At 34.1% G+C, this 25,608-nt stretch carries 24 protein-coding genes; 11 read left to right on the forward strand and 13 right to left on the reverse strand.

Going from position 1 to position 25,608, the window contains the following annotated elements; all coding sequences use genetic code 11:
- Positions 1-69 precede the first annotated feature (69 nt).
- Positions 70-2,673, reverse strand: coding sequence for an alanine--tRNA ligase (gene alaS, locus EG348_RS14475; protein WP_123983715.1), 2,604 nt, complete (start codon positions 2,671-2,673; stop codon positions 70-72).
- 503 nt (positions 2,674-3,176) lie between these two features.
- On the opposite strand from alaS, the gene EG348_RS14480 reads away from it, so the two are divergent.
- The 4 genes from EG348_RS14480 to msrB all read left to right on the forward strand — a co-directional run bounded on the left by EG348_RS14480 (position 3,177) and on the right by msrB (position 5,669).
- A complete protein-coding gene (locus EG348_RS14480) occupies positions 3,177-3,731 on the forward strand; it encodes a sigma-70 family RNA polymerase sigma factor (protein WP_123983716.1) in 555 nt (184 codons plus the stop codon).
- 11 nt (positions 3,732-3,742) lie between these two features.
- Positions 3,743-4,015, forward strand: a complete 273-nt coding sequence (locus EG348_RS14485; RefSeq protein ID WP_123983717.1) for a hypothetical protein — start codon at positions 3,743-3,745, stop codon at positions 4,013-4,015.
- 80 nt (positions 4,016-4,095) lie between these two features.
- Positions 4,096-4,545: a DUF417 family protein gene (locus EG348_RS14490; RefSeq protein WP_123983718.1), complete on the forward strand. Its 450-nt coding sequence runs from the start codon at positions 4,096-4,098 to the stop codon at positions 4,543-4,545.
- A 20-nt stretch (positions 4,546-4,565) separates the two neighbouring features.
- Positions 4,566-5,669, forward strand: a complete 1,104-nt coding sequence (gene msrB, locus EG348_RS14495; protein ID WP_123983719.1) for a peptide-methionine (R)-S-oxide reductase MsrB — start codon at positions 4,566-4,568, stop codon at positions 5,667-5,669.
- Between the two features lie 33 nt (positions 5,670-5,702).
- On the opposite strand, the gene EG348_RS14500 is transcribed toward msrB, so the two are convergent.
- From EG348_RS14500 to EG348_RS14520, 5 genes are all read right to left on the reverse strand, one after another.
- Complete coding sequence (locus EG348_RS14500) at positions 5,703-6,269, reverse strand: hypothetical protein (protein WP_228414751.1); 567 nt, start codon at positions 6,267-6,269, stop codon at positions 5,703-5,705.
- Positions 6,270-6,370: 101 nt separating this feature from the next.
- On the reverse strand, positions 6,371-7,024 hold the full coding sequence (locus EG348_RS14505) for a hypothetical protein (RefSeq protein ID WP_123983721.1): 654 nt from the start codon (positions 7,022-7,024) through the stop codon (positions 6,371-6,373).
- Positions 7,025-7,028: 4 nt separating this feature from the next.
- Positions 7,029-7,703: a murein L,D-transpeptidase catalytic domain-containing protein gene (locus EG348_RS14510; RefSeq protein WP_228414752.1), complete on the reverse strand. Its 675-nt coding sequence runs from the start codon at positions 7,701-7,703 to the stop codon at positions 7,029-7,031.
- A gap of 89 nt (positions 7,704-7,792) precedes the next feature.
- Positions 7,793-8,638 (reverse strand): ABC transporter permease, encoded by an 846-nt coding sequence (locus tag EG348_RS14515; RefSeq protein ID WP_123983722.1) that lies wholly within the window; start codon positions 8,636-8,638, stop codon positions 7,793-7,795.
- Positions 8,631-9,539, reverse strand: coding sequence for an ABC transporter ATP-binding protein (locus EG348_RS14520; protein WP_123983723.1), 909 nt, complete (start codon positions 9,537-9,539; stop codon positions 8,631-8,633). The genes EG348_RS14515 and EG348_RS14520 overlap by 8 nt, the downstream gene beginning before the upstream one ends.
- A gap of 199 nt (positions 9,540-9,738) precedes the next feature.
- Between EG348_RS14520 and EG348_RS14525 the strand changes: the two genes are divergently transcribed.
- The 4 genes from EG348_RS14525 to EG348_RS14540 all read left to right on the forward strand — a co-directional run bounded on the left by EG348_RS14525 (position 9,739) and on the right by EG348_RS14540 (position 13,930).
- Positions 9,739-11,100, forward strand: coding sequence for an ATP-binding protein (locus tag EG348_RS14525; protein ID WP_123983724.1), 1,362 nt, complete (start codon positions 9,739-9,741; stop codon positions 11,098-11,100).
- Positions 11,101-11,272: 172 nt separating this feature from the next.
- Positions 11,273-11,926: a trimeric intracellular cation channel family protein gene (locus tag EG348_RS14530; RefSeq protein ID WP_123983725.1), complete on the forward strand. Its 654-nt coding sequence runs from the start codon at positions 11,273-11,275 to the stop codon at positions 11,924-11,926.
- Between the two features lie 104 nt (positions 11,927-12,030).
- Entirely contained in the window at positions 12,031-13,143 is a 1,113-nt protein-coding gene (gene prfB, locus EG348_RS14535) for a peptide chain release factor 2 (protein ID WP_123983726.1), read from the forward strand.
- An 85-nt stretch (positions 13,144-13,228) separates the two neighbouring features.
- On the forward strand, positions 13,229-13,930 hold the full coding sequence (locus EG348_RS14540; protein WP_123983727.1) for a DedA family protein: 702 nt from the start codon (positions 13,229-13,231) through the stop codon (positions 13,928-13,930).
- 44 nt (positions 13,931-13,974) lie between these two features.
- On the opposite strand, the gene EG348_RS14545 is transcribed toward EG348_RS14540, so the two are convergent.
- Complete coding sequence (locus tag EG348_RS14545) at positions 13,975-14,844, reverse strand: alpha/beta hydrolase (RefSeq protein WP_123983728.1); 870 nt, start codon at positions 14,842-14,844, stop codon at positions 13,975-13,977.
- Positions 14,845-15,323: 479 nt separating this feature from the next.
- On the opposite strand from EG348_RS14545, the gene EG348_RS14550 reads away from it, so the two are divergent.
- On the forward strand, positions 15,324-16,205 hold the full coding sequence (locus EG348_RS14550; RefSeq protein WP_123983729.1) for a DUF808 domain-containing protein: 882 nt from the start codon (positions 15,324-15,326) through the stop codon (positions 16,203-16,205).
- A 4-nt stretch (positions 16,206-16,209) separates the two neighbouring features.
- Positions 16,210-17,127, forward strand: coding sequence for an acyltransferase family protein (locus tag EG348_RS14555; RefSeq protein ID WP_123983730.1), 918 nt, complete (start codon positions 16,210-16,212; stop codon positions 17,125-17,127).
- 6 nt (positions 17,128-17,133) lie between these two features.
- Here the strand turns inward: EG348_RS14555 and EG348_RS14560 are convergent, their stop codons facing one another.
- The 6 genes from EG348_RS14560 to proS form a co-directional block, all read right to left on the reverse strand.
- On the reverse strand, positions 17,134-17,814 hold the full coding sequence (locus EG348_RS14560; RefSeq protein WP_123983731.1) for a DUF4304 domain-containing protein: 681 nt from the start codon (positions 17,812-17,814) through the stop codon (positions 17,134-17,136).
- Between the two features lie 93 nt (positions 17,815-17,907).
- On the reverse strand, positions 17,908-19,029 hold the full coding sequence (dnaJ, locus tag EG348_RS14565; RefSeq protein ID WP_123983732.1) for a molecular chaperone DnaJ: 1,122 nt from the start codon (positions 19,027-19,029) through the stop codon (positions 17,908-17,910).
- A gap of 83 nt (positions 19,030-19,112) precedes the next feature.
- Positions 19,113-19,649, reverse strand: a complete 537-nt coding sequence (locus EG348_RS14570; protein ID WP_123983733.1) for a nucleotide exchange factor GrpE — start codon at positions 19,647-19,649, stop codon at positions 19,113-19,115.
- Between the two features lie 378 nt (positions 19,650-20,027).
- A complete protein-coding gene (locus EG348_RS14575; protein WP_123983734.1) occupies positions 20,028-21,362 on the reverse strand; it encodes an Nramp family divalent metal transporter in 1,335 nt (444 codons plus the stop codon).
- A 110-nt stretch (positions 21,363-21,472) separates the two neighbouring features.
- Entirely contained in the window at positions 21,473-22,774 is a 1,302-nt protein-coding gene (locus tag EG348_RS14580) for an OmpA family protein (RefSeq protein ID WP_123983735.1), read from the reverse strand.
- 127 nt (positions 22,775-22,901) lie between these two features.
- Positions 22,902-24,377: a proline--tRNA ligase gene (gene proS, locus EG348_RS14585; protein WP_123983736.1), complete on the reverse strand. Its 1,476-nt coding sequence runs from the start codon at positions 24,375-24,377 to the stop codon at positions 22,902-22,904.
- 144 nt (positions 24,378-24,521) lie between these two features.
- Here proS and EG348_RS22035 point away from each other — a divergent pair, with 144 nt between their 5' ends.
- A complete protein-coding gene (locus tag EG348_RS22035; protein WP_123983737.1) occupies positions 24,522-25,601 on the forward strand; it encodes a prolyl-tRNA synthetase in 1,080 nt (359 codons plus the stop codon).
- The last annotated feature ends 7 nt before the right edge of the window (positions 25,602-25,608 follow it).

A 25,608-nucleotide genomic window follows, 5' to 3' on the forward strand; every position in this document is an offset into this window, starting at 1 on the left:
ATCTTGGATGAAAAAGAAAAACGCCCGAAAATTTCGGACGTTCTTTATTTTATATTTAAATGAATTTAATTAAATATTTAAAGCTTTCTGATAAGCATTTTCCAAACCATCAAGATTTTTTCCTCCAGCAGTTGCGAAACCTGGGTTTCCACCGCCTCCGCCTTGGATTTCTTTAGCTAACTCTTTAATAAGTGCGCCAGCCTGATAAATTCCGGCTAAATCATCTGAAACTCCAACGGTAATCATTGGTTTTCCGTCTGCGTCGGACAGGATAACCGTTATAGAAGTTGGAATTTCTTTCTTCAACTGGAAGACGATGTCTTTCACTGAACCAGCATCTAAAGAAGTTCTTTTCACTAAAAGTAATTTATCGCCTTTTTGCTCATAAGCACCTTTCCAGTCATCGATTTCGCCTTTTGCTTTTTCTTTTTTGAAAGCTTCTACTTCTGATTTCAATGATGCATTTTCTTCGATTAATTTTTCGATCGAACGTACAACATCTTTAGATTTCAACAATTGAGAAAGCTCTGTAATTTGCTTTTCTAAACCTTTGAAATATTCATCAGATTTATCTCCTGAAATCGCTTCAATTCTTCTGATTCCTGCTGCTGCAGAACTTTCTGAAGTTAATTTGAAATGACCGATTTCGCTTGTATTTTTAACATGAGTTCCACCGCAAAGTTCTTTTGAACTTCCAAACTGGATCATTCTAACGCTGTCACCATATTTTTCACCAAACAAAGCCATTGCACCTTTGTCAATCGCTTCCTGAATCGGAATATTTCTAAATTCCTGTAAAGCAATACTTTCTTTAATCTTTGCATTAACCTTTTCTTCAACCAAAGCCAATTCTTCCTCTGTCATTTTATTGAAATGAGAAAAGTCAAAACGAAGATACTCAGGACCAACGTAAGAACCTTTTTGTTCAACGTGAGTTCCTAAAACATCTCTTAAAGCTTCATGCAAAAGGTGAGTCACCGAGTGATTTGCTTGGGAGTTTTTTCTGTCGGTTGCATCTACTTTAGCATAGAAAACAGCACCTGCATCTTTCGGAAGACCATTGATTAAAGAAATAATCAATCCGTTTTCCTTTTTGGTTTCTAATACTTCGAAACTTTCTGTAGCGTTTTCAAGAACGCCTTTATCACCAACTTGTCCACCACCTTCAGGGTAGAAAGGAGAGTTGCTCAACACAACCTGATAAAATTCACCGTCTTTATTTTCTACTTTTCTGTATCTTGTAATGTATGTTTCTGCTTCGATTTGGTCATAACCAACGAAGTTTTCCGGTTTTTCTTCTAAAGTTACCCAGTCGTACACTTTCTGAGCAGAATCAGCTTTTGAACGAAGTTTTTGCTTCTCCATTTCCGCTTTGAAACCTTCTTCATCGATGGTCAATCCTTTTTCCTCTGCAATAATTCTCGTTAAATCATCCGGGAAACCATAAGTATCATATAATTCAAAAACTTCTTCGCTTGGTAAAACCTTCGACTTGCTTTCAATCGTTTGTTGAATTAATCTTTCAACTCTGATCAATCCGTTTTCAATTGTTTTTAAGAAAGATTCTTCTTCGCTTTTGATAACTTCTGTTACCAATTTTCCTTGTTTTACTAGTTCAGGGAAGAATTGTCCCATCTGATCTTTAAGAACAGCAACTAATTCGAAAAGAAAAGGTTCTTTCATATCCAGGAATCTGTAAGAATAAGAAATAGCTCTTCTTAAAATTCTTCTGATCACGTAACCTGCCCCTCCGTTTGAAGGCAATTGTCCGTCTGCAATCGCAAAAGAAACCGCTCTGATGTGGTCTACCACAACACGGATGGCAATATCTTTTTCGTCTTCTAAAATTCCTGTATATTTTTTACCAGAAAGTTCTTCAACTTTAGAAATCAACGGAGTGAAAACATCGGTGTCATAATTGGAAGATTTCCCCTGAAGCGCCATACAAAGACGTTCGAAGCCCATTCCTGTATCAACGTGTTGTTGAGGAAGTTTTTCCAGTGATTTGTCAGCTTTTCTGTTGAATTCCATGAAAACCAAGTTCCAGACTTCAACAACTTGTGGGTGGTCGTTATTTACCAATTCTAGCCCTGAAACTTTAGCTTTTTCTTCTTCTGATCTGATGTCAATATGAATTTCTGAACAAGGTCCGCAAGGTCCGCTTTCACCCATTTCCCAGAAATTATCTTTCTTATTTCCGTTGATAATTCTGTCTTCAGAAATATGAGATTTCCAGAAATCATAAGCATCCTGATCTCTTTCAAGATTCTCAGAAGCGTCTCCTTCAAAAATGGTTACATATAAGTTCTCTTTTGGAATTCCGTAAACTTCCGTCAGCAATTCCCAGGCAAAAGCAATAGCATCTTTTTTAAAATAATCACCAAAAGACCAGTTTCCCAACATCTCAAACATGGTGTGGTGATAAGTATCTCTACCTACATCATCCAAGTCATTATGCTTCCCGGAAACTCTCAAACACTTCTGTGTATCGGCAATTCTTGGGGCGGTAGGCGTTTTGTAGCCTAAGAAAAAATCCTTGAACTGCGTCATTCCGGAGTTGGAAAACATTAAAGTAGGGTCGTCTTTCAGCACAATTGGAGCCGAAGGAACGATAAGGTGGCCTTTACTTTTAAAATAATCTAAAAATTTTTGACGTATCTCTTGTGATGTCATAATTATATATGTTGCTTTGCTTTTTACAAATTTTCGATAAGATGCAAATTTACTATTTTTAGGTGATTTAGTTTTAAATATTTAATACTTTTGGAAAGATTGTTTCAATAGTTTGAAACATTTTAAGGAGCTATTTCCCGCTTTCCGTTGCAATCTTTTTTTTCAAAAAAGGATTTTCTCTTCAATCGGGGCTAGGTTTGCAGTCATTCTTCTCAATATTAGAAGTAATAATTATCCGCAAACTTTGTCATCCTGGAAGGATCTCGACGGTCGGAAAACAAAGATTTCAATTTTGTTTTTTTTGAGATTGCTTTACTTCGACAGACTCAGTACAGGCTCGCTTCGCTCCTCGCAATGACCAAATGATTTAATGAAAATTTTGCACTTTAAGATTTAACTTTCTATATTCGTTTTAATATTAAATAAAAACTCTCGCAGATTTTTAAAACTCAAACATCTGTGCCAATTTGTGCAATCTGTGGGCAAATAATATTAAACAGTAAATGACGAAAAACGAAACATTAAAAAGTTGGATTGAACAATACTCCGAATCTTTGTTGAAAAGAGCGGTTTATGTGCTTTCAGATAAAATAGAGGCGGAAGATATTGTTCAGGAGGTTTTTATTGCTGCTTTTTCGTCGTATGATTCTTTTGAAGGAAAAAGTAAACCTTTAACTTGGCTGAATACGATTCTTAATAATAAAGTAGCTGATTTTTACAGAAAAAAATATAAATCTGAACCCGAAATCAGGCTTGACCATTTTTTTGATGAAACAGGCTCATGGAAAAATAATGATGTACTGAACGATTGGGATGCTACCAATAAAGAAACAGAGCTTTTGGATAATAATGATTTTAATAAAACATTGGAAGACTGTATCGAAGATTTGCCCTCCAGATGGAAGATTCCGATGAAGATGTATTATCTTCAAGAAAAGAAAGCACCGGAAGTAAGTCAGGAATTGAATATTTCTACGACTAATCTATGGAAGATTCTGCAAAGAAGTAGAATGCAGCTCAGAGAATGTCTGGATTTTAACTGGTTTGCACAATCATAAAGAATAAGAAAATGTTAAAAAAATTTATTCATATATTATTTTTACCATGTAGTGAAGCCACATTGCTCATGGAAAAAAGAAATGCCAATTCCATTTCTCCAAAAGAGAATTGGAAACTTTCCATGCATTTAATGATTTGTAAATGGTGCAAAGCGTATGAAAAGAAATTGAAAATTTTAGATGATATTTTAAAAATAAAACTTTTTCATAAAGAAGAAAATAAAATTAATGAATCTGATATTCAGTTGTTTAAAGATAAGATGTTTAAGAATTTAGATATTTAGAAAAAATAATGTCAGGATTTTGAAATTGTTCCGACTATACTTTTGAAAATAACAAAGTATTAATTCAAAATCTTAAAAAAATGGACGGAACATCATCAATCAACAAAGAATTACCAACGTACAAAACAGGTTATTATATTTCGCTTTTCGGGACAGCTCTTATTTTGCTTTGGATCGGAATTTTCAAATTTACCCCCACCGAAGCTGCGGGAATAAAAAACCTTGTAGAAAACCACTTCCTTACTTTTTACGTATATGATATCATGAGCGTTCAGGCAGTGTCAAATGCTATCGGAGCGATAGAAATTATCATTGCATTGCTACTCATATTTAGTGCGAAATTTGCATACTTACGAAGGTATGCAGCGATAGGAATGATCGTGACTTTCCTTACCACTTTGAGTTACTTATTTACAACTCCCGGAATTTGGAAAGTAGTGGACGGAATTCCTGTAACGGACTTTTTTATCCTAAAAGACCTGATGTTTTTAGGATTTGGATTAATGATACTTCAAAATGACAAAAAATGAATAATAATAAAAAGATAAAAATGAGAAACATATTAGTATTGCTCGGGATGGTGCTGGGCATCGCAGTATTTGCGACAAGTTGCGGAGATTCTTTAAAAAAGAAACCGATAGAAACTAAAAAAGATAATGAGACAGTTATGAACGACAAAAATTTAAAAGAAGTTTATTTTGCAGGCGGATGTTTTTGGGGAACAGAACATTTTTTTCAACAGGTTCGCGGAGTTGTAGGAACGGAAGTTGGTTATGCCAACGGAAAAACTCAAAATCCTACTTATGAAGAAGTGGTAAGTCATACAACAGGTTTTGCAGAAACTGTAAAAGTGAAATATGACCCTGAACAAGTTGATTTAAAACTATTAATTGATCTTTATTTCAAAACGATCGATCCTACAAGTCTGAACAAACAGGGAAATGACAGAGGAGATCAGTACAGAACAGGGATTTATTCAACAGATAAAGATACTGAGGCTATTGTGAAAGAAGAAGTTCAAAAATTAGCTAAAAATTATAGTAAGCCTCTAGTTGTAGAAACGATTCCGTTGAAAAATTTCTATAAAGCAGAAGATTATCACCAAGATTATTTGGATAAAAATCCGGGAGGATATTGCCATATCGAGCCGGGACTTTTTGAAATGGCGAAAAATGCAAACCCTCTTCCAAAGAAAGATGCAAAACCAAAATATCAAAAAGAGGATAAAAAAGTTTTAAAAGAAAAACTAACGGCTGAACAATATAAAGTGACTCAGGAAAATGGTACTGAAATGCCTTTCAAAAACGAATATTGGGACGAAACCCGTGAAGGTATTTATGTAGATATTACAACTGGCGAACCGTTATTTATTTCAACCGATAAGTTTGAATCAGGTTGTGGATGGCCAAGTTTTTCAAAACCGATCACTAAAAAACTGATTGACGAAAAATTAGACACATCAGCCGGAATGGATAGAACAGAAGTGCGAAGCAAAACCGGAGATGCCCATTTAGGACACGTTTTCAATGACGGTCCGGCAGATAAAGGCGGACTTCGTTACTGTATCAACAGTGCTTCTCTAAAGTTTGTTCCTAAAGCGGAAATGGAGAAAAAAGGGTACGGAGAATATCTTTCTCTGTTAGATAAAAAATAATGCAAAAGGAAGGTTGTCGAAAGGCAACCTTTTTTATTTTAAACTTAATTGAAATCTTTCTTTAATGCTTAACATGGAGATGTTTAGAAATAATAAGAATCCGAAGATGATTATAAAAGCCCCTTTTGGAAGTTTAGAGATATTTTGAAAAAACGTTTTATAATATTCTCCGTTGATAAAATCAGAAATTTTATCCATAACAGTTGGATCCCTATAATCAGTAAGATTATCATTACAGAGAAGACATTCATATTTAAATACCTTAGCATTTGGATCCTTATAAATTACAGGTACAAAGAAATGTCCGGTTTTTTCTATATCTAAACCATAAGTTTCATGTCTAGCAATAGCCATATCATTTATTAAAGATGCAAAATCTCCGTAGGTACTGTTTTTATCTAAAATAAATTCAATTCCGGTATTTTTTTCATTTCTTTTTTGAAGTTTTTTAACTTCTGATACATAAAAAGCTGAATTTTCTTTAGCTTTATTGGATATAACTTTTATCTTTTTATATTTCCAATTTCTTATTGATTCAAATGAATTTTTTGAATTTATATCTCTTTCTGAGCTTAATTTTGTTGGAATTCCAAAATCCATAATATTGTAAACGGTTTTATCAATATGCGGACTTATATAATACCAAAACAAAATCGGAATAATAATAGCACTTATCAATCCCGGAAAATAATATATCTTTTTCATATGAATATTTTTCTGTTTATTTGAAATCTCTCTTTAATACTTAGCATTGATATGTTCATAAACAGTAAAAATCCGAAGATGATATAATAAGCTTGTTTAGGAAGGTCAAGCAGATATTTAATTCTTTCAAAACCTGTATAACTTTCTTTATATTTGAAATATTGCCAAACGACACACCCTGTAATTCCATCATATTTTTTTTCAATGGCATTTGGGGCGTTATACTCATGAATCGCAAAAAAATGATTAGTTTTTTCTACATCAACCCCATAGTTTTCTTGATCAGCCAGTTTCATAGCATCCATTAAAGCTATGAAGTCCTGATAATTATTTTTATCATCAATTACAAATTCAATTCCGGTTTCCTTCTCATTTTTTGCCTGTAGTTTTTTTAATTCTGAAACATAATATTGTTGATTTTGTAATGCAGTGTTAGGTTTTACGATAATCTTTTTATAGTTCCAATTTCTAAAAGATTCAAAGGAGGAATTTGAATCTTTTATTCCTTTCTTTATTTTTGCAGGAAGCCCTAAATCCATGACAGTATAGGGTGGATGAACTCTCTGGCTTGCGTAATACCAAAACAAAATCGGAATAATAATAGCACTTATCAATCCCGGAAAATAATATATTTTATTACTTTTTCTCATATTTTTAATTATAAATCCACATCAAAACCGGCTTGGCAGAATTCTGCAATACAGGATCAATCTTTTTCAATGCATCATTAGAAACCGTCGGACAGCCCCAACCTTCAGGCGATCCTTTTGGAAAAACTTCATCATTGCTCATTTTATCCCAAGAATGAAAAACAATCGTTCTTTTTAATGCATTATTATTCGTTTTTTCCAAGCCGTGCATCAAATATTTTACGTTAATTCCCCATTCACTTCTACCTCTTTCTCCAATTTTATATTTTCCTAAAGCTGAAAGGTGGCTTCCGTCTTCATTGCTGAAATCGGGCTTATCTTTTGATTGATCCCAACTCCAGATATTGTTTCCGCATCCGTGGCCAACCAAATATTTCTGTGTAATTTTCTTTTGTTTAAAATCATAAATAAAGAATCGGTTAATTCCCGAATGTAAACTCATATCAATTAAGATACAAAACTCTGTATTAAACTTATTTTTCTTACAAAATTCAAGAGCTTCTTCTCCTTTTTTATCGGTTTTATTGAGGTCAATTGCAGGTTTTGCAACAGGTTTTGGTTTTATAATTGAAGCTGTTTTTTTAACAAAATTTTCCGCTTTTTGATTACATGAGGTAATTACAATTGATGATAATATTGAAAGTGTTGTTATTAAAAATAGAGGTAAGTTTTTCATCATTAGCTTCAAAGAAAATTAAAATTAAACAAAAAAAGTGATTCAAAACATGAACCACTTTAATTTTATATAATGTAAAAGCTGGAATTGACTTACCAATCTCTCTTTTTCAAGATCCAATAAGAACCGAATATGAAAATCACACACCAAACGATACAGGCAATTAAGCTTTCTGTAGGATAGGTGAATTCGTATTTTAATCCAATCATTTTGACCATATTCAATCTCATCATTGGATTAGGAATAAGGCTCGACATACTTTCTAAAGGAAGAAGATGAGTAAAGAAAAAATCATCTTTCATGATTTTCATTCTTTCTAATTCCTGAGTGCCACGAACTTTTTGAAAAACTTCTACAGCCGTTAATATTCCTTCTACAATCCAATAAACGAAGAATCCAAGGAACACAAACATCGATTTTCTTAACAATATAGAAAGAAACATCAGGAAACAAAAAAATGTAAAAAGCTTTACAAAATAGTTCCCAATAAAGAATATTTCCTTGAAAACCATCTCAGAATCTGTATTCTTAGAATAGGTATGACCTAAAAATAAGGTGATGATAAACACAAGAAGGGTAGAAACAATCGTAAAAACTGTAATTGTCAAAAGTTTTGAAGCAATAAATTCTTTTCTGCTAAGTCCATCAATTGTGTTTTGCTTAAACATTCTGTTGCTGAATTCCTGTGAAATAGAAAATACAATGATTAGTCCCAAAAATATTTTCAATAAAGCAACAATATAAGTCGTAAAATTCCAGATTTCCGGAAAATTATATATTCCCTCTTGCTTTAAATTAATCGTAGCTCCAAAAACATCCAAATCTACAAGTCCGATAAAAAGCAATGCAATCAAAATTGCAAAATACATGATGGTGAAAACCTTGAATGGTCTATAATTCAGATTTTTATAATATTCGAGTTTTAATAGTTTAAGCATGATTCGTGTTTTTTACAAGTTCAAGGAATTGAGTTTCAAGAGATAATTTTTTCTTATTCAGATGTGATAAGAAAATACCTTTTTCTGCCAGTTTTTGATTTAGAGCTGAAGCCGAAATTGAAGCATCATCGCGAATCTGAGCTTTAATAATTTCTCCGTCTATTTTTACGGAAGTGAACCATTGAAGTTCTTCCAATGCGCTTAAAAGTTGAGTGTTGTTGTCTGCTTTTAATTCAAAATATCCTTTGTTGCTGGTCATTTCATCCACTCTTCCGGAATAGATTGCGTTTCCTTCTTTTAATACAATAACATGGCTACAGATTTTTTCAATTTCATCTAAAAGGTGACTTGCTATAATAATCGTAATTCCCTGTTTAGCAATACTGTTGATGATATCTCTGATCTGGATAATTCCCTCAGGATCAAGTCCGTTTGTTGGTTCATCTAAAATAAGAACTTCAGGATTGTTCAAAATCGCGGAAGCTATGGCCAGACGTTGTTTCATTCCTAATGAGAACGTTTTGAAAGTATCCTTTTTTCGTTCATAAAGATTGACGGTTTTCAAGACTTCATCAATTCTTTCATAAGGCGTTCCCTTTATTTCAGCTACGATTTTCAGATTGGTTTCTGCGCTTAGATAAGGATAGAAATTAGGCTGTTCGATAATCGCTCCAATTTTTTTCAAAGTGTCGGAATCTGTTCCTTTTTTTCCAAACCAAAACCAATCGCCGCTTGTAGGATTTATGGTTGATAGCAACATCCCGAAAGTAGTGGATTTTCCGCTTCCGTTTGGACCCAAAAGGCCATAAACATTGCCTTTCTCAACATCAAAAGAAATATTGTTTACCACAACTCTTTTGAATTTTTTGGTGAGATTTTTTACTGATAAGATTTTTTCCATGTAATTTGTTTTACATAGTAGTAGTCTTTATAAATTAGAAATTGTTACAAAAATTTAAAATTATAAGTTATTAAGTATGAGTTATGAGTTATGAATTGTGAATTTTTCTGTTTACTGCCTAAAGCTTACAGCATACCACCTACAAGGTATTGCTCATTCATATATTAAATACTAAATTTGATAGAATTAATGATTAATTATGAAGTTAATTGAGTTGGCAAAAGAACTGCATGTTTCTGCAGAAGCTATAAAAAGATTTATACAGGATTTTGATCTTGAATTGGGAGTGTGTATCAGCACCAATTTTGAAGTGAAGAAAGATTTTGAAAAGTTCGCCCGCGAAAATTTAGATTTTTTAAAAAAATATGAAAAAGATCTTGATGAAAACAAAACGCCCGAGCAAATTGCGGAAACCATTAATAAATCAAAGCAAAAGGTAGAACAAGCCATAAAAGAATCCAATCCCAATATTTTTGATAACGGTTTCTTTAAATCTTCTATTTCAAGTTATGGAATTGATAATAAATTAGGCGGAAACTATCAGTTTGTTTATAATTATTTTGGTCATAAAACAAGCCTTGAACACAGAGATTTTATAGGTTACAGAGATTTATTCTTTTATATTTCGAGTGTTTTGGAACCATTTTTAAATCCACAACAAATTAAAGACTGGGGAATTAATAAACCTGCCGGAATGATTCTTTACGGACCTCCAGGAAGCGGAAAAATTTTCTGGGCTAATAAAATTGCCGAAATCATTAATTATAAATTCAAAGAAGTTAAAAAACATTATCTGGGAACCTCTTTGTTAGACGGAAACAAGACCAATTTCAACGATTTTCTTCTAGAAATGATGAAAGAAGATAAAGTTTTACTTTTCCTTGAAGATTTTGACGAAATTATGATGGAGCGAAAAGCCGAAAAAGATATCGCTTCCTGCAATCTTGAGACTCAGGAAATCATTCTTCATCATATCGGAAAGTTCGAAAAAGAAGATGTATTGATGGTTGGTTCCGCGAATACGGTATCGGAAATTGATGAAGAAATTCTGGCTCCGGGAAGGTTTGATGTAATGGTTCCTATTTTTCCGCCCAATGCTTCTGAGCGTTCGGAAATCATTCTGTATGCCATGACAAGAGGTCTTGAACAGGATTCTTTACTATATAAAATTCTTAAAAATAACAAAGCCGATAAAATCCCTTTCTGGCAGGATATTTCATCCAAAATGAAGGTTTTCAGCAACACCATGTTGATCGATTTTACACAAAGCTTAAAAAAACGAATCAAAAATCTTTATCAGAGAACAAGAAACGAAAATCTAAAGATCGATGAAACGCTTCTTACTGGCGCATTAAGAGATGCTACCGGAAAACTTACAGAAGAATATCTTGAACAGATCGCTCGATTTTTAAGTGATGTTATTATCAATAATTCCGATGATTTTCAATATAGAATTCAATCTTTAAAAGTTGAGCTGGAATCTTATAGAATCGTTGAAGAACCGCAAAGGATCATTGGTTTTCATCATAACGGCGAGGAAAAAGGTGAAAGTAAAGGGTAAAAAAAATGATGAGTTACAACTTTTTTTTAATCCCAAATAATAACTTTATATGATTAAATTTTATAATTCAATCAACTTAATTAATAATTTTTAACGTAAAGTATTTGTTATGTGATTATATACTTAAAAGTCAATTAGTTACTATAAATATCTAACTTTGGCTTTTAAAATTATGGAACATGTAAGTTTGAACGGAAGTTATTTGCTTCCTGTTTTTTTTGATCTTTTTGCTGTATTTTTATTTGCCTTTTCGGGCTCTATTAAAGCCATTGAAAAGGGGTATGATTTTATAGGCGTTTTTATTGTAGCCATGGTAACAAGTACTGGTGGTAGCTTGATAAGAGATGTTTTGCTGCAACATGGGGCGCCGGCTCCTTTGCTGGATTACAGATATCTTTTGAGCATTTTTCTTGCAGGCATAATCGCCATGTTTTTATATAAATACAGCAGACATTTTACGATTTTGATTAATATTATTGATGCAATTTCACTGGGAATGTATGCTGTTTTTGGTACGCAGAAAGCAATAGTTTTGGGATTAAGTATTTTTTCTGCTTTTATCATAGGGTTTATCAATGCAATCGGCGGAGGATTGCTGCGGGATATTTTGATGAAGGAAGAGTCGCATTTTTTTAAACCGGGACAATATTATGCAGTCAATTCTATTCTTGCCATTACTGTTTTCTTAATTTTGGGAACGCTACTGAATTTACATGCAGAAACTGCTGCCATAATTGCTATTATTCTTGCTTCTGTATTAAGATATTTGGCGGTTAAATATAATTTTCAGACTAAAGCTGTTAATCAGTGGCGATTTAACAGATAATATATTAAAATCAGTTATTTAAAATCTGAAGAGTTTTCTATTTAAAAATCACGAACAGTAAAAAACCATAAAATATCATTATTTTTGCAAAAAAGAATAATTTCGTGATCAACAACGACCAGATAAAAGAAGTTCAATCCAGAATTGAAGACCTATATAAATATCTTCATATAGAAAAAAAGAAGATAGAAATTTCTAATGACGATGAAAAAACGGCTGCACCTGAATTTTGGGATAATCCTAAAGCAGCAGAAACTTTCCTGAAACAACTTCGTTCCAAGAGGAAATGGGTGGAAGGTTATGACGAGATTAATACTCAGTTTGAAGATTTACAGGTTTTGGTTGAATTTGCCAAAGAAGATCCCGATTCTGAAAAAGAATTAGATGAAGCGTTCCCTAAATTGGTAGAAAAAATCGAAGATCTTGAGTTTAAAAATATGCTTTCCAACGAAGGTGATGAACTTTCTGCTGTTTTACAAATCACGGCAGGAGCCGGAGGTACAGAAAGTTGTGACTGGGCGGCCATGTTGATGAGAATGTACACAATGTGGGCAGAAAAGCAAGGCTACAAGATCAAAGAACTGAATTACCAAGAAGGTGATGTTGCCGGAGTAAAAACGGTAACCTTAGAAATCGAAGGTGAGTATGCTTTCGGATATCTGAAAGGTGAAAACGGAGTTCACAGATTGGTAAGAATTTCGCCATTCGACAGTAATGCAAAACGTCATACAAGTTTCGTTTCCGTATACGTTTATCCTTTGGTTGATGATACGATCGAGATTAATATTAATCCTGCAGATATTTCATTTGAAACCATGCGAAGTTCGGGAGCGGGTGGACAAAACGTTAACAAGGTTGAAACCGCTGTTCGTCTTCGTCACGCACCGACAGGAATTATCATTGAAAACTCAGAATCCCGTTCACAGCTTCAAAATAAAGAAAAAGCAATGCAGTTGCTTCGTTCAAGATTATACGAAAAGGAACTGGAAGAACGTTTGAAAGCCCGTAACGAAATTGAAGCCAACAAAATGAAGATCGAGTGGGGAAGTCAGATCCGAAACTACGTCATGCATCCTTATAAATTGATAAAAGATGTACGCTCAGCTCATGAAACCTCAGACGTAGATTCTGTGATGAACGGAAATCTTACTCCATTCCTGAAAGCATATCTGATGGCAGACGGAACGGGAGGCTCGGCTGATGATATGGACTTATAAATATCATGTCATCTTTTAGTTAAATTCTTATAATTAATTTCCTTTTGAAGTTTATTAGACTTATTTTTGTTACTTATCAATATATATGGAAGATTTCAATAGCTGGCGAGATTTATTAAACCCTGAATTTTATATAAAAATGGGAGGGTTTTGGCTTATTTTATTTATTGTTTTTGCTGAAACCGGTCTTTTTGTAGGATTTTTTCTACCTGGGGATTCTTTACTGTTTGTTTCAGGGATTTATGCTGTTGATATCATCAAAGAGACTTTTGGCTCCACGGGGAGTGATTTCTTAGATACTACGATTTTGGCTTCGGCGGTTGCCCTTGCTGCAATTATTGGTAACGAAGTTGGATATTACGTTGGAGTAAAAGCCGGACCTGCTCTGTATAAAAAGCAGGATACAATGCTGTTTAAGAAAAAATATCTTTATCAGGCGCATGATTTTTTCGAAAAACATGGAGCTTTAGCTGTTATTATGGCTAGATTTTTACCTGTTGTAAGAACTTTTACACCAATGGTTGCGGGGATTGTAAAAATGGATAAAAAAGAGTTTTTAAGAGATAATGTGATCGGAGCTGTGCTTTGGTCGTTCTTATTGATTTTTGCAGGACACTATCTTGACAAATTATTTATGGATCAGTTTGGAATTAATTTAAAGGAAAAACTAGAATACATTATCATTATTATTGTTTTAGTAACAACACTTCCTGTAATTGTTAAATTCTTATTCGGTAAGAAAGAAGATCATTCTAAATATGAAAATCAAGATCAAGATCCTGAATAAATAAAAGACATCATAAAATATCAATAACCCGCTTTTGAAGTGGGTTATTTTTTTATCCATTCCAGAATGTTGGGATAGATAATGCTGTCTCTTTTCTTTTTATTGAATAATCTTGGAACGTGACCTGTTTTTTTCATGAAAATCAGTTTATGAGGAATATTTTTCTCAGTAAGTACAGAATCAAGTAATAAACCCTGATGTTGATTAACTAGGAAATCAGTATTCCCTTGAAATAAAAGAGTAGGAACATTAGAAATATTAGCAATTGGACTTGCTTTTTGGAATTCCTCAGACAAGTTTTTGCGGTCAAATTTTATCCCCACCACCTTTTGAAAAGTAGGTGAAGTATATTTTGAATAAAATGAATTTAAATATTCTTTAGAGTAAAAATCCGTAGGCCCGCTCAGAGAAATAATTTTTTTTACCTGATCAGGATGTTGATAGCCGTAAAGTAAAGACAAATGCCCGCCGGCACTTTCTCCCAAAATGATATAATTGTTTGGTTGAAGTTCTGCTTTTTCTGCCAGAGAATTAAATGTATTGATGGCTAAACCTATATCTTCCAACTGCTCTCTGTAAGTGATTTTTTTTGATTTTGAAACCAGTCTGTAATTCATATTAATGCTTGGAATGTTATTTTCAAAAAGCATTTTCTGAATCTGGATCATATGCTCTTTTTTACCTAATGTCCAGGCGCCACCGTGTACGATAAGAACGACAGGAGAATCAACAGGATACTCTCTCGGGAGGAAAATATCCATTTTTTGTCTCTCATGTTCTCCGTATTTTAAGTTATAGATTTTCTGCTGATTGTTAGCTCCCATCCAGACTCTGAATTTTGTATTACAAGAATTTAATAAAAAGCTGAGACACCCTAAAACAAAAAAATGATATCTGAGAATGAGCTTTTTCATGAAATAAATTTACGCAAAAAAAGTTTTAAACAATTAAGTAGTCAAATGATTTTTACCATTGTTCAATGATATGCAAAAAATTCTGGTGGTAGTGTTTTGGTACATATAATTTAAATGTTTTTAGATAATTACATTGAATTAATGAATCGTTTCTAGGTTAATAGCTTCACTGATGAGTTTTTTTTCTTCTTTTTTTACGTTAAAAAGTTATTCGAAGAAGCCTTTAAGTTAAAATAGTAGGCTTTTAACTTCAATTATCCATGTTCAAAACATAAAATATCAGGCTCGGAACCTAATCGAAGAAGTTATAAGCCTAAAATTTTGTGGTAAGAATTTATATTACATTGTAAATATTTTTTTGAAAGTAATTAATAAATAAAATGTTTTTAATTTCTCTTAAAACCTTTTTGAATCATACAATAAAGTCGAATTAAATAATTATTTTTGCTCCTTAACAATTATTAAAAAAACATTAAAATATGGCTTCTGGTTTTTTTGCAATTTTGGATGATATCGCAGCTTTGATGGATGATGTGGCGGTTACAAGTAAAATAGCGACTCAAAAAACAGCGGGGATCTTGGGAGATGATCTTGCTGTAAATGCAGAAAAAGCTACGGGCTTCCTTTCTTCACGTGAAATCCCTGTTTTATGGGCGATCACAAAAGGATCTTTTATCAACAAACTCATCATTCTGCCTATCGTATTTTTACTCAATTGGCTGTATTCACCGGCGATTAATTATGTATTGATCCTTGGAGGATTATATTTAGCTTTCGAAGGGGTTGAAAAAGTGATAGAATTTCTTTTTCACCGTGACAAAAAGGGTCATGAAGTGGTAGAGGAAATTGTACAAGACGAAAAAAGTTCTGAAGAAATAGAAAAAGCTAAGGTAAAATCTGCAATTACAACAGATTTTATTTTATCGATCGAGATCGTAATTATTGCATTGGGAACCGTATTGGAAGAAAATCATCCCTTCATTACGCAGATTTTAGTAACGAGTTTGGTTGCATTTATTGCCACTGTAGGAGTTTACGGAATTGTAGCGTTGATCGTAAGAATGGATGATGCCGGATTTAAATTGATCAAAAAAAGTAACGATAAAGGTTTCTTCGGGACACTTGGCCATTTTTTGGTGAAGGCTTTACCTATCGTTATTAAAATTTTAGGTGTAGTAGGTACGATCGCTTTGATCATGGTAGCTGGCGGAATTTTTCTACATAGAGTAGAATTCCTTCATGGGGTACTTCCAACTTGGCCGGATGTTTTGAAAGAACTTACGCTTGGAATCGTTGGTGGATTGGGAGCTGTTGCAATTTTCACTTTAGGTAAAAAAGTGGTTTCAGCGGTTAGGAAATAATTGTATGAGAAGCTTATCAATTGATGTATTAAAAATAATTCTGGCATTTTTTGTCGTTTTTTTACACATGCATCTTTTGAGAGATGAGTATCCTTCCTTAAGTTATGTTCTAGTAAACGGACTTTTTAGAATTGGAGTGCCTGTTTTCCTGATTATTACGGGATATTATTTTTATTATGTTGATACTTTTGATAAGTTGAAAAAATGGTCATTAAGAACATTTTTACTCTATTCAATTTGGTCGATAATCTATATTCCGTTGTGGAAAGAGGGGATGGTTTTTACTAATATTGTTTTTGGTTATCACCATTTATGGTACCTGATCGGGACTTTATTTGCAGGGATTCTGTTGTTTGTTCTAAGGAAAAAATCAACTTCTGTATTGGGTGCAACCATTCTTATTTTATTCGGAATTGGTTATACCATTCAGCTTTTGGGAAATCTTCATTATTTTACGGGTGAATTGGATTCAACATTGAATCTATATCCATTTTACAGGAACTTTTTATTTGTCTGTTTTCCATTTTTGGGAATAGGTTTTTTAATTAAAAAATTAAATATTGATGTTAAACAAAATCCTTCATTACCACTTGTTTTAGGATCAATTGCATTAGTTGTTTTTGAGGCTTTTCTAAATTATAAACTCATTCATTTAAACCAAAAGGAGAGTATAGATCTTTTAATTTCCCTATTAATAGCGTGTCCGTTGGTATTTTTATACTGTAAAAATTTACCTTTTAAAACGGATTCTAAAATACTTGCAAGTTTATCGACCGCAATTTACTTAGTCCATCCATTAATTATGAACTGGATCTTTGATATGAATCTGCCTTCATTTGAATTTGTAATTTTCATTACAGTTTTATTAATAGTAAGCCTGATCTTGGTTTTTGTGAATAGGAAAGTGAAATATTTATTATAAGTAACTCTATTTTATTTTCAATCCTTTTACATATGCTAATTTAATTGTATCAGCTCCATGAAATTCAGAGTGATTGAGGTCGATTTCATTCATCGTTTTTAGTTTTTCATAAAGGTTGAAGATATTTCCTTTGTAAGGACAATGACTTATAAAATTGTTAAAAAATATTTCGGCAGTTTCTTTTTCCGAAAAGCAAAGTAGAAAGTTTAAAGGAGAAATAGAATCTTCTGCCCATTGATTAAATTTTGTTCCATTGTTCTTTAAAAAATCGATGGCAATTTCTTTAGAATTGAAAAATTCAAATATGGGAAGTATGTGTTGTTTTATACTTTCTGTAATTTCAGTAATCGAATTGTCATAGGATAAACCTGCCAAATTCCATTCTTTCCAATTATTATAGGGAGTGAAATAGCCGATCTGATTTCCAAAAATTAATCCCTGAGAATACTCATTTTTTGTTTGTTCAATCTGCCATTTCTTTAATATTTTAGAATAGATATTAATATGGGGAAGTATTTGAATGAATGAAGAATCATTCCTAAAACTTGATTGAAAATAAATCTCAAAATAGATATCCTTATCAATCGAAATTTTCTTAAGTCTTTGCCCTTTTTCAAGGGTTTTGAACCCATCAAGCTGATTGGCGATTTCGTGGCAGGCGTTTAAAAATATTGTTCTTGTCTCCATTACTATTGAATAAATTCAGTATAGAAACAAATATAGAAGAAAAAATTAATGGAATAAAAAAAGAGACTTGCAATAAGTCTCTTTTAAATATTTTTAGTTGAATAAATCTTTCACTTTATCAAAGAAAGTTTTTTCTTTTCCGGAAGGTTCTGCAACCATTTCTCCGCTAGACATCTGCTTTTCGAAGAAGTCTTTCTGCTCTTTCGTAAGTTTTTGTGGTGTCCATACATTGATGTGGATAAACATATCGCCTTTTCCGTAGCTGTCGATGCTTGGTAGGCCTTTTCCTGCCAGTCTTAGGATCTTTCCTGATTGTGTACCAGGTTCGATCGTGATCTTAACTTTTCCGCCAACGGTAGGAATTTCTCTTTTAGTTCCCAGTGAAGCTTCAGCAAATGAAATATATAATTCCTGGTGAAGATTATCACCTTCTCTTTTAATTACCTGATCTACTTCTTCTTCTACGATCACCAATAGATCTCCTGGAATACCTCCAAAAGGAGCGTCATTACCTTTTCCTCTTACATTAAGCTGAATTCCGTCTCTAGCTCCCGCAGGAATGTTGATCGTGATTTCGTCTTCATCTTTTATTAGACCTTGTGCATTGGCACCAGCTGGAATTTTATCGGCAACTTTCCCGATTCCCTGACAAGTTCCACACGTAGTCTGAGTCTGCATTTGTCCGAACATCGTGTTCATTACTTTCAACTGAACACCAGAACCGTTACATGTAGGACACGTTTTTGAAGTAGCACCGGGTGCCATCTTCATTTTTTTAACTTTAAGAGTTTTTTGAGTTCCGTTTACCATCTCTTCAAGGTTCAGCTTGATTCTGATTCTTAAATTAGAACCTTTCACTTGCTGTTGTCCTCCGCCAAAGCCACCGCCGCCACCGAAATGACCACCGAAAATATCTCCAAACTGGCTGAAAATATCTTCCATATTCATTCCGCCGCCGAAACCGCCTCCGCCTCCAAAGCCTCCGTTTCCGCCAACTCCTGCATGACCATATTGGTCATATCTTGCACGTTTATTGTCGTCGCTTAATATTTCATAAGCTTCTGCTGCTTCTTTGAATTTTTCTTCGGCATCTTTATCACCAGGATTTTTATCCGGGTGAAATTTGATCGCCATTTTACGGTATGCTTTCTTTATTTCTTCGGCTGATGCAGATTTGCTGATCTCAAGAACCTCGTAATAATCTCTTTTTGACATGTCTTTCTATAATTGATTATCGATAAATGATAAATGATGCTTATAGCCTATCAATTATCTCTCATCATTTATCATTGATGAATTTAGTTTCCTGTTACTACTTTTGCAAAACGAATTACTTTTTCGCCTAACATATATCCTGTTTCGATAACGTCTACAATTTTACCTTTCAAATCTTCTGAAGGTGAAGGAATTTGAGTAATAGCCTCGTGAAGATCTACATTGAAAGTATCTCCGGCTCTTACTTCCATTACTTTCAAGCCTTTTTCAGTAAGTTTATTTTTAAGTTTTTGATAGATAAGCTCAACGCCTTGAAGGTCTGCTTCGTTTCCGTTTTTAGCGATCTCTTTTAGAGCTCTTTCAAAATCATCCAACACACCAAGCATAGATACCATCATGTCTTGATTTGCATATTGGAAAAATTCCATTTTCTCTTTAGAAGTTCTTTTTTTATAATTTTCGAACTCAGCGTAAAGACGAATGTAACGGTTTTTCTCTTCTGCCAAAAGTTCTTCCGGAGTAGGAGTATTTGTCACATTTTCTTCAGCAACTGTTTCGTTCTGAGTATTCGTATCTTGTTGTGTATTGATGTTTTCTTCGTTGATATCCTGATTTTCCATTTTCAATAACTATTTTAAAGAATTGTTTGGCAAAGATACTGCCAAAGAAAAAATTAGGACATTAAGGCAGGATTAGGAATCAATGATCAATAGAAAATGGTCAATTTTTCCAGCTTGTGTGTGAATTTACAATTGATTATTAACAAAGATTTATTTGGTAGAAAGACTACTTTTTTAAATTTAATTATAAAAGATAAGCACACAGTTTGTCATGCTGGAAGGATTTAAACAGTAAAATAAATTTTGTTTTTTAGTTTGACTTATTTTAAGACTTATATTTTTAAATAATTGTTTAGATCCTTCCAGGATGACAAACTGTATGGCTATTATTGATGCTAAATAATTTAGTATTCACAATTTCATCATTCACATTTAAATCTATTCTCCGAAAAATGTTTGATATAATAAATAAAGATTTAAAATAATAATAACAAATGAGATGATCCAGATGCAGACTTTCATTAAAGGCTTATTTACAAATTCGCCCATTTTTGCTTTATCATTGGTAAACATTACAAGCGGAACAACAGCGAAACTCAGTTGCATCGAAAGGATAACCTGACTTAAAACTAATAATTCCGTAGTTCCTTTTTCACCATATATTATTGCTACAATCAAGGCAGGAATTACAGCAATCAATCTTGTGATCAATCTTCTTAGCCAAGGTTTTAATTTAATATTTAAAAAGCCTTCCATTACAATTTGTCCGGCAAGAGTTCCTGTTAATGTCGAGTTTTGCCCAGAAGCTAATAAAGCAATCGCAAAAGCAATACTTGCCATTGAAGCTCCTAAGATCGGTGTCAACATTTTATAAGCATCATGAATATCTGCAACATCATGATTTCCTGTCGTATGGAAAGTAGCCGCCGCCAGAATAAGAATAGCAGCATTAATGAAAAAAGCGAGCATTAAAGAAACCGTACTGTCAATTGTTGCAAATTTTATCGCTTCTTTTTTTCCTTCTGTATCACGAGTGTAATCTCTTGTCTGAACAATACTGCTGTGTAAATAGAGGTTGTGGGGCATAACGGTAGCTCCTAAAATTCCTATGGCAATATAGAGCATTGCCGGATTTTGAAGAATTTCTTTTTGAGGAACCAATCCACCTAAAATTTCGTTAAAAGCAGGTTGAGAAATCACGATCTCATAAATAAAACAGGCTAGAATGATGAAAATAAGTCCACCAACAATACTTTCGATCCATCTGAAACCTTTTGCCTGAAGTAAAAGTATAATCAAAACATCAACGGTTGTAATCACAATTCCCCAAGTTAATGGAATATGGAAAAGTAAATTCAGGGCAATGGCTGAACCGATGACCTCTGCGAGATCACAGGCGGCGATGGCTATTTCACAAAATACCCAAAGCATAAAATTGGTTTTCGGTCCAAAATGATCTCTGCAAGCCTGAGCAAGATCTCTTTCTGCAACAACGCCCAACTTTACAGATAAATGCTGTAAAACCATCGCGAAAATATTAGAAATAAGAATTACCGATAGGAGAGTATACCCAAACTGCGCGCCACCAGCAATATCTGTGGCCCAGTTTCCGGGGTCCATATATCCAACGGCAATCATCAATCCGGGGCCTGCAAAAGCAAGATATTTTCTCCAAAAACTTCCATTTTTAGGTACTTTTATCGAAGAGTAAACTTCTGATAGAGAGTGGGATGTTTTATCTTTACGCCAAGCGTTTTTTAAATTCAGATTCATAAATGTTAGAAATGACTAACAAATTTAATTAAATAAATGAAAATACAAAGTATATAACAAAAAAATCCCGAAAAATTATTTTTCGGGATCTTGATATGTATTGTTGAAGATTATTTTGCAAATCTTACAGCCATTTTTCTGTCAACTGCTCTTTCAGCATCAGAAGCTTTAGCGTCTACTGTTGCAAATTGGCTTCCGTATCCTTCAGCTCCTAAAACTTGTCCACCAAGATTTTGTTTTGCCAACCAATCTTTAATGTAAGCTGCTCTTGCAGTTGAAAGTTTTACATTACTCGCTTCGTTACCTGTTTTGTCAGTATAACCACCGATTTTTACTTTAGCATCCGGGAAAGCTTTTAAAATAGCTGCCAAATTCTCTAATTGTCCTTGTGAACCTGCTTCCAATTCTGTAGAACTTCCTAATTTGAAGTTTACATGGTCAAAATCATACCATTTATCCTTCAAAGCACTGTCATCTGCAGCATTTTTATAACCGTCAGATTTCAGGAAAGCGATCATTTGATCTTCCATTCCGCCTTTATAACCTTTAAGAGCTGTACCGTTAAGATCGATATTTTCATCAACTTTAGTTGTTGTAGCTCCTGTTGCTGTATCTGTTGAAGAAACCGTTGCTGCAGTATCTACAGGCGCCGCAGTTGAATCTGTTGCTACCGTTGTTGTTGTAGTTTCTTTTTTCTCACACTGTTTCCATAGGAAATAACCTGCTGCAAGCAATAATAATAGGGGTAGAAGCCATTTCCAGATAGATCCGCCACCGTCAGAATTGTTTCTGTCTGGGTCTGTTCCTACCGGAGTAGTACTTCTTGTAACCTCTATTTTGGGCTCTTCACGTACAGTTTGTTTTATCGTGTCACCGTCATTGTCAAACTTATATCCTTTAGCCCAGTCTCCAATATTTAAAGAAGCTAAAGAAAGTCCCGCAGGCAACAATGTTGAAACAATACCTTTTTGTTCACTCAGTAAACTAGAGATCCCTGATTTGTCTAAATTGTTATCTGCTGCATATTTTCCAACAGATCCCAGCGTTGCTCCAGTTACTAAATTCAATAGTGAACTTGAAGAATTATTACTAATTCCGGCATACGTTGCAATAGCGTTTACTATTCCGCTTACTTTGTCTCCAAAGATGGAAGATAGTAAAGTACTTATCCAAGAGCTGTTTGCAGAGTTACCCAATAAGTTCCCCAATATTCCACTGGAAGAAGCATTCGAAATGGCATCCAAAACCGCAGCATTGTCCGAATTATTAGCTAATCCGCCTACGATCGCAGGTAATAAGCCTCCAATTGCTTTTGAAATACCAGATTCACTTTCTCCAAGCTGAGATGCAGCCTGAGAGACCAAAGCAGGACCTAATTGTCCTTTAATTAAATCAATGACATTTAAAGACATAATAAATTATTTTGAGATTAATGTGATATAAAATTAAACAAAAATCTGTCCAAATATAGATTTAAATAAAAAAATCTTTAAAAATCACGAAAATTTTTAAAGATTTGTTAATTTATTATGTTAAATGTTAATAAGCTTTTGCGAACAAAACTCGACGTTTAGATGGTTTTCCTGAAATCAGAGAAATACCCTCTTCATTGTCATCGTTTGAAGGAATACATCTGATCGTAGCCTTCGTTTCGTCCTTTATTTGCTCTTCTTCTTCTGCCGTCCCATCCCAATGTGCATAGATGAAACCTCCTTTTTCTTCTAAAACCTTTTTAAACTCTTCGTATGTATCAACTTTAGTGATGTGATCTTCTCTGTGGCTTAATGCTTTAGCGTAGATGTCTTTTTGAATAGTTTTTAATAATTCTTCAATGTAAGAATCTAAACCTTCAATACTGTGAGTTTCTTTTGTAAGGTTATCTCTTCTTGCGATCTCAACAGATCTGTTTTCTAGATCTCTTGGTCCCATTGCGATTCTTACAGGAACACCTTTTAGTTCGTATTCTGCAAATTTCCAGCCTGGTTTGTTATGAGTGTCATTATCAAACTTCACAGAAATTCCTTTAGCTCTTAATTTAGCCTGAATATCTAAAGCAACTTCACTGATTTGCTCTAATTGCTCTTCTCCTTTAAAGATAGGAACGATCACAACCTGAATCGGTGCCAACGTTGGAGGCAATACCAATCCTAAATCATCAGAGTGCGTCATAATTAAAGCTCCCATTAAACGGGTTGAAGTTCCCCAAGATGTTGCCCAAGCATGCTCAATTTTACCTTCTTTGTTAGTGAATTTTACATCAAAAGCTTTCGCGAAGTTCTGACCTAAAAAGTGAGAAGTTCCCGCCTGTAATGCTTTTCCGTCCTGCATTAATGCTTCGATACAATAGGTTTCATCAGCTCCTGCAAATCTTTCAGATGGTGTTTTTACCCCCTGGATTACCGGCATTGCCATGAAGTTTTCTGCAAAATCTGCATATACTTTATTCATTTTTTCAGCTTCTTCAACCGCTTCGTCTTTTGTAGCATGAGCCGTGTGACCTTCCTGCCATAAAAATTCTGCCGTTCTTAAAAATAAACGGGTTCTCATTTCCCAACGTACAACATTGGCCCATTGGTTGATTAATATAGGTAAATCTCTGTAAGATTGAATCCAGTTTTTATAAGTACTCCAGATAATTGCTTCTGATGTTGGACGAACGATTAATTCTTCTTCCAATTTAGCATCCGGATCTACAATCAGTTTCGCAGGATTGTTTGGGTCTGTTTTTAATCTGTAATGGGTAACAACAGCGCATTCTTTTGCAAAACCTGCAGCATTTTTTTCTTCAGCCTCGAATAAGCTTTTGGGCACAAAAAGCGGGAAATAAGCATTAACGTGACCTGTTTCTTTGAATTTTTTATCCATTTCATCACGCATTTTTTCCCAGATCGCATATCCGTATGGTTTTATAACCATGCATCCTCGCACCCCTGAGTTTTCAGCTAGGTCTGCTTTAACAACTAACTCGTTATACCATTTGCTGTAATCTTCGCTTCTTGAGGTTAATTTTGCCATTATTCTTAAAATTTTTTTTAACTTTTCCCTATTATTGTTATCTAAAAAATAAAATCTATTTTTGATAGATTTTATTGACGATATTTTGGTACATTTTTGGTACCGATTGCAAATATAATTTAAATTAAAAATCTTTACGTTATCATGAAAAGAAATATACATAAAAATTTGCTTGGTATGTTGAAATCTAAAGGGATTTTGGCGGTGTCAGGTGGATTATTGCTTATGTCTTGTGGAGCTCAGATGGGTGGATACACGGAGACAGATGGGGTTTACTATGACCCGAATAAAGACACACTACCGGAAGGCGTTATTATTAATAATGATAATGGTAACAGAGTAGGAGAATACTATGATTATTACCAGGATTCAAATATTGTTGAAAATGCACAGATGAATTCTCAGGAGCAAAATAACAGATACGACTCTTGGAGTGATAATAACTGGAATACTAATGCTACGGATTCTGACTGGGGTAACTTTGCAGGATCTCAAACCAATTATTATGACAATTCTTGGGGTTCACCTTGGGGATGGTATGGTGGTTACAGCCCATATTGGGGATGGAACAGAGGTTGGGGCATGGGCATGTCTTTCGGATGGGGTAGCTCATTCGGATGGGGATGGGGAGGCTCTTGGGGATATAGCCCTTGGGGTTATGGATACGGTGGTTTCTACGATCCTTTCTGGGGTGGCGGATATTACGGATACCCTTACGGAGGTGGATACTGGGGTAATGGCTATTACAACAGAGGTATTTACAGAAGAAGCGGTACTAATGGAACAAGCTTTAACAGAATGAGCAACGGTTTCAATACTAATAATAGAGCTGCAAGTGGTTTCAGAAATAGTAACGGAGGCTTCAGAAACAGCAATGGAAATAATGGAGGCTTCAGAAATGGAACTAACGGAGGTTTTAGACAGCAGGGAAGTAATGGTGGCTTTAGAAACAACGGACAAGCCGGAGGATTTAGAAATAATGGTCAAGCCGGAGGATTCCGTAATTCTCAACCAAGACAAAATTATAATTACAATCAACAACAGTCACAGCCAAGATATAGAAATGACAGTGGATTTAGATCCAACGATAATGGTGGTTTCAGATCTAGTGGTGGTTTCAACTCTGGCGGCGGCGGATTCAGATCTGGTGGTTCTTCCGGTGGTGGAGGCGGTTTTAGATCTTCCGGTGGCGGAGGAGGCGGTGGCTTCAGAGGTGGCAGATAATATGTGA

Origin of the sequence: Chryseobacterium sp. G0201 (assembly GCF_003815655.1) — a bacterium.
Taxonomy (GTDB): Bacteria; Bacteroidota; Bacteroidia; order Flavobacteriales; family Weeksellaceae; genus Chryseobacterium.

Bases quoted from the DNA above. Each gene is read 5' to 3' on its own strand.
- alaS (WP_123983715.1), bottom strand. From the start codon at position 2,673: ATGACATCACAAGAGATACGTCAAAAATTTTTAGATTATTTTAAAAGT.
- EG348_RS14480 (WP_123983716.1), top strand. From the start codon at position 3,177: ATGACGAAAAACGAAACATTAAAAAGTTGGATTGAACAATACTCCGAA.
- EG348_RS14485 (WP_123983717.1), top strand. From the start codon at position 3,743: ATGTTAAAAAAATTTATTCATATATTATTTTTACCATGTAGTGAAGCC.
- EG348_RS14490 (WP_123983718.1), top strand. From the start codon at position 4,096: ATGGACGGAACATCATCAATCAACAAAGAATTACCAACGTACAAAACA.
- msrB (WP_123983719.1), top strand. From the start codon at position 4,566: ATGAGAAACATATTAGTATTGCTCGGGATGGTGCTGGGCATCGCAGTA.
- EG348_RS14500 (WP_228414751.1), bottom strand. From the start codon at position 6,269: ATGGATTTTGGAATTCCAACAAAATTAAGCTCAGAAAGAGATATAAAT.
- EG348_RS14505 (WP_123983721.1), bottom strand. From the start codon at position 7,024: ATGAGAAAAAGTAATAAAATATATTATTTTCCGGGATTGATAAGTGCT.
- EG348_RS14510 (WP_228414752.1), bottom strand. From the start codon at position 7,703: ATGATGAAAAACTTACCTCTATTTTTAATAACAACACTTTCAATATTA.
- EG348_RS14515 (WP_123983722.1), bottom strand. From the start codon at position 8,638: ATGCTTAAACTATTAAAACTCGAATATTATAAAAATCTGAATTATAGA.
- EG348_RS14520 (WP_123983723.1), bottom strand. From the start codon at position 9,539: ATGGAAAAAATCTTATCAGTAAAAAATCTCACCAAAAAATTCAAAAGA.
- EG348_RS14525 (WP_123983724.1), top strand. From the start codon at position 9,739: ATGAAGTTAATTGAGTTGGCAAAAGAACTGCATGTTTCTGCAGAAGCT.
- EG348_RS14530 (WP_123983725.1), top strand. From the start codon at position 11,273: ATGGAACATGTAAGTTTGAACGGAAGTTATTTGCTTCCTGTTTTTTTT.
- EG348_RS14540 (WP_123983727.1), top strand. From the start codon at position 13,229: ATGGAAGATTTCAATAGCTGGCGAGATTTATTAAACCCTGAATTTTAT.
- EG348_RS14545 (WP_123983728.1), bottom strand. From the start codon at position 14,844: ATGAAAAAGCTCATTCTCAGATATCATTTTTTTGTTTTAGGGTGTCTC.
- EG348_RS14550 (WP_123983729.1), top strand. From the start codon at position 15,324: ATGGCTTCTGGTTTTTTTGCAATTTTGGATGATATCGCAGCTTTGATG.
- EG348_RS14555 (WP_123983730.1), top strand. From the start codon at position 16,210: ATGAGAAGCTTATCAATTGATGTATTAAAAATAATTCTGGCATTTTTT.
- EG348_RS14560 (WP_123983731.1), bottom strand. From the start codon at position 17,814: ATGGAGACAAGAACAATATTTTTAAACGCCTGCCACGAAATCGCCAAT.
- dnaJ (WP_123983732.1), bottom strand. From the start codon at position 19,029: ATGTCAAAAAGAGATTATTACGAGGTTCTTGAGATCAGCAAATCTGCA.
- EG348_RS14570 (WP_123983733.1), bottom strand. From the start codon at position 19,649: ATGGAAAATCAGGATATCAACGAAGAAAACATCAATACACAACAAGAT.
- EG348_RS14575 (WP_123983734.1), bottom strand. From the start codon at position 21,362: ATGAATCTGAATTTAAAAAACGCTTGGCGTAAAGATAAAACATCCCAC.
- EG348_RS14580 (WP_123983735.1), bottom strand. From the start codon at position 22,774: ATGTCTTTAAATGTCATTGATTTAATTAAAGGACAATTAGGTCCTGCT.
- proS (WP_123983736.1), bottom strand. From the start codon at position 24,377: ATGGCAAAATTAACCTCAAGAAGCGAAGATTACAGCAAATGGTATAAC.
- EG348_RS22035 (WP_123983737.1), top strand. From the start codon at position 24,522: ATGAAAAGAAATATACATAAAAATTTGCTTGGTATGTTGAAATCTAAA.